At 65.3% G+C, this 4,650-nt stretch carries 4 protein-coding genes; all 4 read right to left on the reverse strand.

The annotated features are described in order from the left end of the window. Nucleotides 1-278: 278 nt before the first annotated feature. Entirely contained in the window at nt 279-902 is a 624-nt protein-coding gene (locus EN884_RS26440) for a sarcosine oxidase subunit gamma (protein ID WP_063170183.1), read from the reverse strand. Next, nucleotides 895-3,876 (reverse strand): sarcosine oxidase subunit alpha, encoded by a 2,982-nt coding sequence (locus EN884_RS26445; RefSeq protein WP_063167613.1) that lies wholly within the window; start codon nt 3,874-3,876, stop codon nt 895-897. Before EN884_RS26445 ends, EN884_RS26440 begins: the two co-directional genes overlap by 8 nt. Further along, nucleotides 3,876-4,151, reverse strand: coding sequence for a sarcosine oxidase subunit delta family protein (locus tag EN884_RS26450; protein ID WP_024502588.1), 276 nt, complete (start codon nt 4,149-4,151; stop codon nt 3,876-3,878). The genes EN884_RS26445 and EN884_RS26450 overlap by 1 nt, the downstream gene beginning before the upstream one ends. A 16-nt stretch (nt 4,152-4,167) precedes the next feature. Continuing rightward, on the reverse strand, nt 4,168-4,650 hold a 483-nt coding region (locus EN884_RS26455), incomplete at its 5' end, for an FAD-dependent oxidoreductase (protein ID WP_128360816.1).

Raw genomic sequence — 4,650 nt, forward strand, 5'->3', positions numbered from 1 at the left:
GATCAGCACCGCGCCGTTGCCCTGGATCGTATAACGCTCCATGCCCGGCGGCAGCGCGATCTGGCCCGGCCTCAGGATGAGGCTAGGCTTGGGCGGTCCGGCAGCAATTGCGGGGTAGGGCGACTGGCTCATCTCAGCCTTGCGGTTCGAGAAACAAGTTTGCCTGTGCGTGAAATTATTTTAGCAGCAAGAATAGCAGTGCGGTTGGGTTTGGCAAGGCGGAGGTGGCGCGCTTTGCCTTCTCCCCTTGTTGTGGGAGAAGGGAAGACTAGCCAAGGCTAAGCCAGTCTCTCTGTATGGTTGATGTCGACGCCGTACTCCGCGCCCGAATCCAGCATCGTATGCCAAAGGCTCTCGGCAAACGTCGCAAACATCAGAACGTTGAACACCGCCTGCCCATCCGTCCGATCACTGTCGCGCCAGAGCGTGACGCTGGTGTGATCCATCGACGTCGCGGCGGCGGCGCCAACCGGAAACGAATCGGGATGCAAATCGATCGACGACAGTTTCGCCAGCATTGTCCGCGCCTTGGCGCCGGAGATGCTGACCAGAACCCGCGCATGCGACTGGTCCGACAGCGAGCCGGACAATGCGGGCTCCAGCGTCTGCATCGTGTGCTTGCCGCCCTTCGACAGCACGAAGAACTGGTCCGGTCCCGACCAGATCAGCGTTGCGTCCGAAGTCCGCACCGCCTTCGGCGCATCAGGGACAGCAACACCAAACCGAGCCTTGGCGGCTTGTCCCAGCTCGGCCGCCTGGCCGCGCCGCGCCATCCCCTGGATCAGATCAAAATTGCGGATCTCGGTCAGCGAAATGCCGGCCTCGATACCGCGTGCGCCATCTGTACCGGTGACAAGCGCATGCTCGAGTGGGCTGCGAGAAACCCAGGAAAACTCAACCACGCTGGCGCCCTCCATCCGGGTCGTAGAAGACGGGATTGCAGAGTTCGACGTCATAGTCTTCGCCGCGCAATGGATCATGCGCGTGCACGATCTCGCCGATGCGTTCGCGGCCGCGTTCGACAAGCGCGAGCCCGATCCACTGATCCAACGTCGGCGAGAAGCAGACCGAGGTGACATAGCCCTGGTCGTTGCCGGGGCCGGGCGTCTGCCCCTTCGGGATGATGTGTGCGCCGGAGCGCAACCGGCGTGTCTCGTCCGTCGGCTTGATGCCGACGACGACCTGGCGATCTGGGGCTACCAGCGCCTCGCGTCCGGCCATGACGCGGCCGATATAGTCTTTCTTGGTCGACATCATCTTGCCCAGACCAAGATCGGCCGCTGTCGTCGTGCCGCTCAGTTCCGGTCCGGCGATGTGGCCCTTTTCGACGCGCATGACGCCGAGCGCCTCGGTGCCGTAAGGCGTCACGCCGAATGGCGCGCCGGCCAGCATCAGATTGCGTGCCATCGCATCACCGAAGCGTGCCGGTACCGAGATCTCGAAGGCCATTTCGCCGGAGAACGAGATGCGGAACAGCCGCGCCTTGAGGCCGCCGCGCAACGTCACTTCGCGCGCGCCCATGAACGGAAAGCCTTCGTTGGAAAGGTCCTCGGACTCATCAACGATCTGTTTCAGCAACTCCCGCGCGCTCGGTCCGGCGATCGAGAACTGCGCCCACTGGTCGGAGACGGAAGTGAGCTGCACGTCGAGCTCCGGGAACAGCACCTGGCGGCAGAATTCGAGATGCTGCATCACCAGACCGGCCTTGGCCGTGGTGGTGGTGAGAAAATAGTGGTCTTCGGCCAGCCGCGACGTGGTGCCGTCGTCATAGACGATGCCGTCCTCGCGCAGCATCAGACCGTAGCGCGCCTTGCCCACTGCAAGACTGGAGAAGGTGTTGATGTAGACGCGGTCGAGGAAGGCGCCGGCATCCGGACCGTGCACGTCGATCTTGCCGAGCGTCGAGACATCGCAGAATCCGACGCCTGAGCGCACCGCCTTGACCTCGCGCGTCACCGATTCCAGCCAGTCCTTCTCGCCCGCGCGGGGGTACCACTGCGCCCGCTTCCACAGGCCGGTGTCGACGAAGACAGCACCTTGTTCCACGGCCCAGTGATGCGACGGCGTCAGCCGCGTCGCATGGAAAGTCTCGTCGCGGTGATGGCCGGCGAAGGCGCCGATGGCGACGGGCACGTAAGGCGGCCGGTAGATCGTTGTCCCGGTCTCGGGGATCGAACGGCCGCTGACCGCAGCCATGATGGCGAGGCCGGCGACATTCGAGGTCTTGCCCTGGTCGGTCGCCATGCCGAGCGTGGTGTAGCGCTTCAGATGCTCGACCGATTCAAAACCCTCGCGCTGCGCCAGCTCGATGTCGGACGCGGTGACGTCGTGTTGCTGGTCGACAAAGGCTTTGCCCTTGCCGGCGACATGCCAGAGCGGCGTCAGCGAAAAAGCCTCGTCATCGGCGGCAGGCGCGGCGCCCGCCGTACCATTGTGCCCCGTGTCACGGGCCGCTGCCGCGCCAGCGGCAAATCCCTGGCTCAGGCAGGCGCCGAGCCCGAAATCGCCATTGGCGGCACCCGCGGCGACCATGCCTGGAGGCGCGCCGTCGGGCACGAAGGCGGAGATGTCGCTGCGCCATTTCGGCCGGCCGCGATGATAGGAGGTCAGCCCGACCGCCGGGTTCCAGCCGCCGGAAACGGCGAGCCCGTCCGCTTCGACCTCGGCGCGCGCGCCGCCGGTCAGCGACACCGCGATTTTCCTGACGCCATCCTTGCCGCCGTCGATGCCACTGACGGAACCGTGCAGCACCGGGAAGCCGCCCTTCGAGGCCAGCGAACGATGCGCCGGCGATATTTCGGGCCGTGCATCGATGACCGCCGCTATCTGCAGGCCGGCACCGAGCGCCGTCTCGACGGTGCGCCAGCCGTCCTCATTGTTGGTGAAAAGTGCGATCCGCTTTGCCGGTGTAGCGGCGTAGCGCGCGACATAGGTGCGCATGGCGGAGGCCATCATCACGCCGGGCGTGTCGTTGCCGGCAAAGACGATCGGCCGTTCGATGGCGCCGGCTGCCACGACGCAGCGCTTCGCCACGATCCGCCACAGGCGCTGGCGCACCTGGTGCTCGGGCGGCGAGGGCAAATGGTCGTTGACCCGCTCAATGGCGCCATAGGTGCCGCCATCGTAGACGCCGAACAGCGTCGTGCGGGTCATGACGCGGACGTCGGGCATACCAGCCAGTTCAGCCAGCGTCCGCGAAATCCACTCGGCCGCAGGTTCGCCGTCGATCATTCCGCCATCCGACAGCAGACGGCCGCCGAGGACAAAATCCTCCTCGCACAGGATGACGCGGGCGCCTGCGCGGCCGGCTGCCAACGCCGCGGCCAGACCAGCCGGGCCGGAGCCGGCGATCAGCACGTCGCAATGCGCCCATGCCTTGTCGTAGTGGTCGGGATCGGCAAGGCCGGCGGCACGGCCAAGGCCTGCGGCGCGGCGGATCGCCGGCTCATAGATCGCTTCCCAGAACTTCGCCGGCCACATGAATGTCTTGTAGTAGAAGCCGGCAACGAAGATCGGCGCGAACAGCTGGTTGACCGACATCACGTCGTGGCGCAGCGACGGCCAACGGTTCTGGCTGGCGGCCTCGAGCCCGTCATAGAGTTCGGCCGTCGTCGCCTTGGTGTTCGGCTCGCGCCGTGCCCCGGTGCGCAGCTCAACCAGCGCATTGGGTTCTTCCGAGCCCGCAGTCAGGATGCCGCGCGGGCGATGGTATTTGAATGAGCGGCCGACCAGCTTGACGCCGTTGGCGATCAGCGCCGAGGCGAGCGTGTCGCCCTGGAAGCCGGAGAAAGCCTTGCCGTCGAAACGGAAGTTCAGCGGTGCCGAGCGGTCGACAAGCCCGCGATTGCCGAGCCGGTGTGTCTGCGCGCCGGCCATCACGCACCAACCTTCGCAGCGCCGGCACCAGCCGCCGGTTCGATGGAGGAAATCTCGTGCGTCAGCGTGTTGCGGGTGACCTTCAGCCAAGCCCGGCAACCACCGCCATGGTACCAATATTCGCTGGTCGCGCCGGCGACATTGTCGCGCAGATAGACATAGTCGAAGACCTCGTCTTCCGAGGCGCCGGCCTCGGGCCGCACCGGCTTGGCGTCGCCGAGATAGGTGAACTCGCCGAGTTCGCGTTCACCGCAGAAAGGACAGGCAATGCGCATTTCTTCTAAACCGCCTTCAATGCAGGTTCGGTTGGGCGCCCTGGCCCTTTTCGTCGATCATGGCGCCAGTTCGGAACCGGTCTAGGCGGAACCGTGCCGCTTCTTCATGCGACTCGTCGCGAGCCAGGAGGTGCGCAAAGACAAAACCGGACCCTGGCGTCGCCTTGAAGCCGCCATAGCACCAGCCCGCGTTGAGATAGAGCCCGTCGACGGGCGTCTTGTCGATGATCGGTGAACCATCCATCGACATGTCCATGATGCCGCCCCACTGGCGCAGCAGGCGCACGCGGCCGATCATCGGCATCAGCGCCATGCCGCCCTCGCAGACGTCTTCCATCACAGGCATGTTGCCGCGCTGGGCGTAGGAATTGTAGCCGTCTATATCGCCGCCGAAGACGAGGCCGCCCTTGTCGGACTGGCTGACGTAGAAATGGCCGGCGCCGAAGGTCATGACGCCCGGGATGAGCGGCTTGATCGCCTCGGAGACGAAGGCCTGCAG

Source organism: Mesorhizobium sp. M7A.F.Ca.AU.001.01.1.1, assembly GCF_004022735.1.
Lineage (GTDB): Bacteria > Pseudomonadota > Alphaproteobacteria > Rhizobiales > Rhizobiaceae > Mesorhizobium > Mesorhizobium ciceri.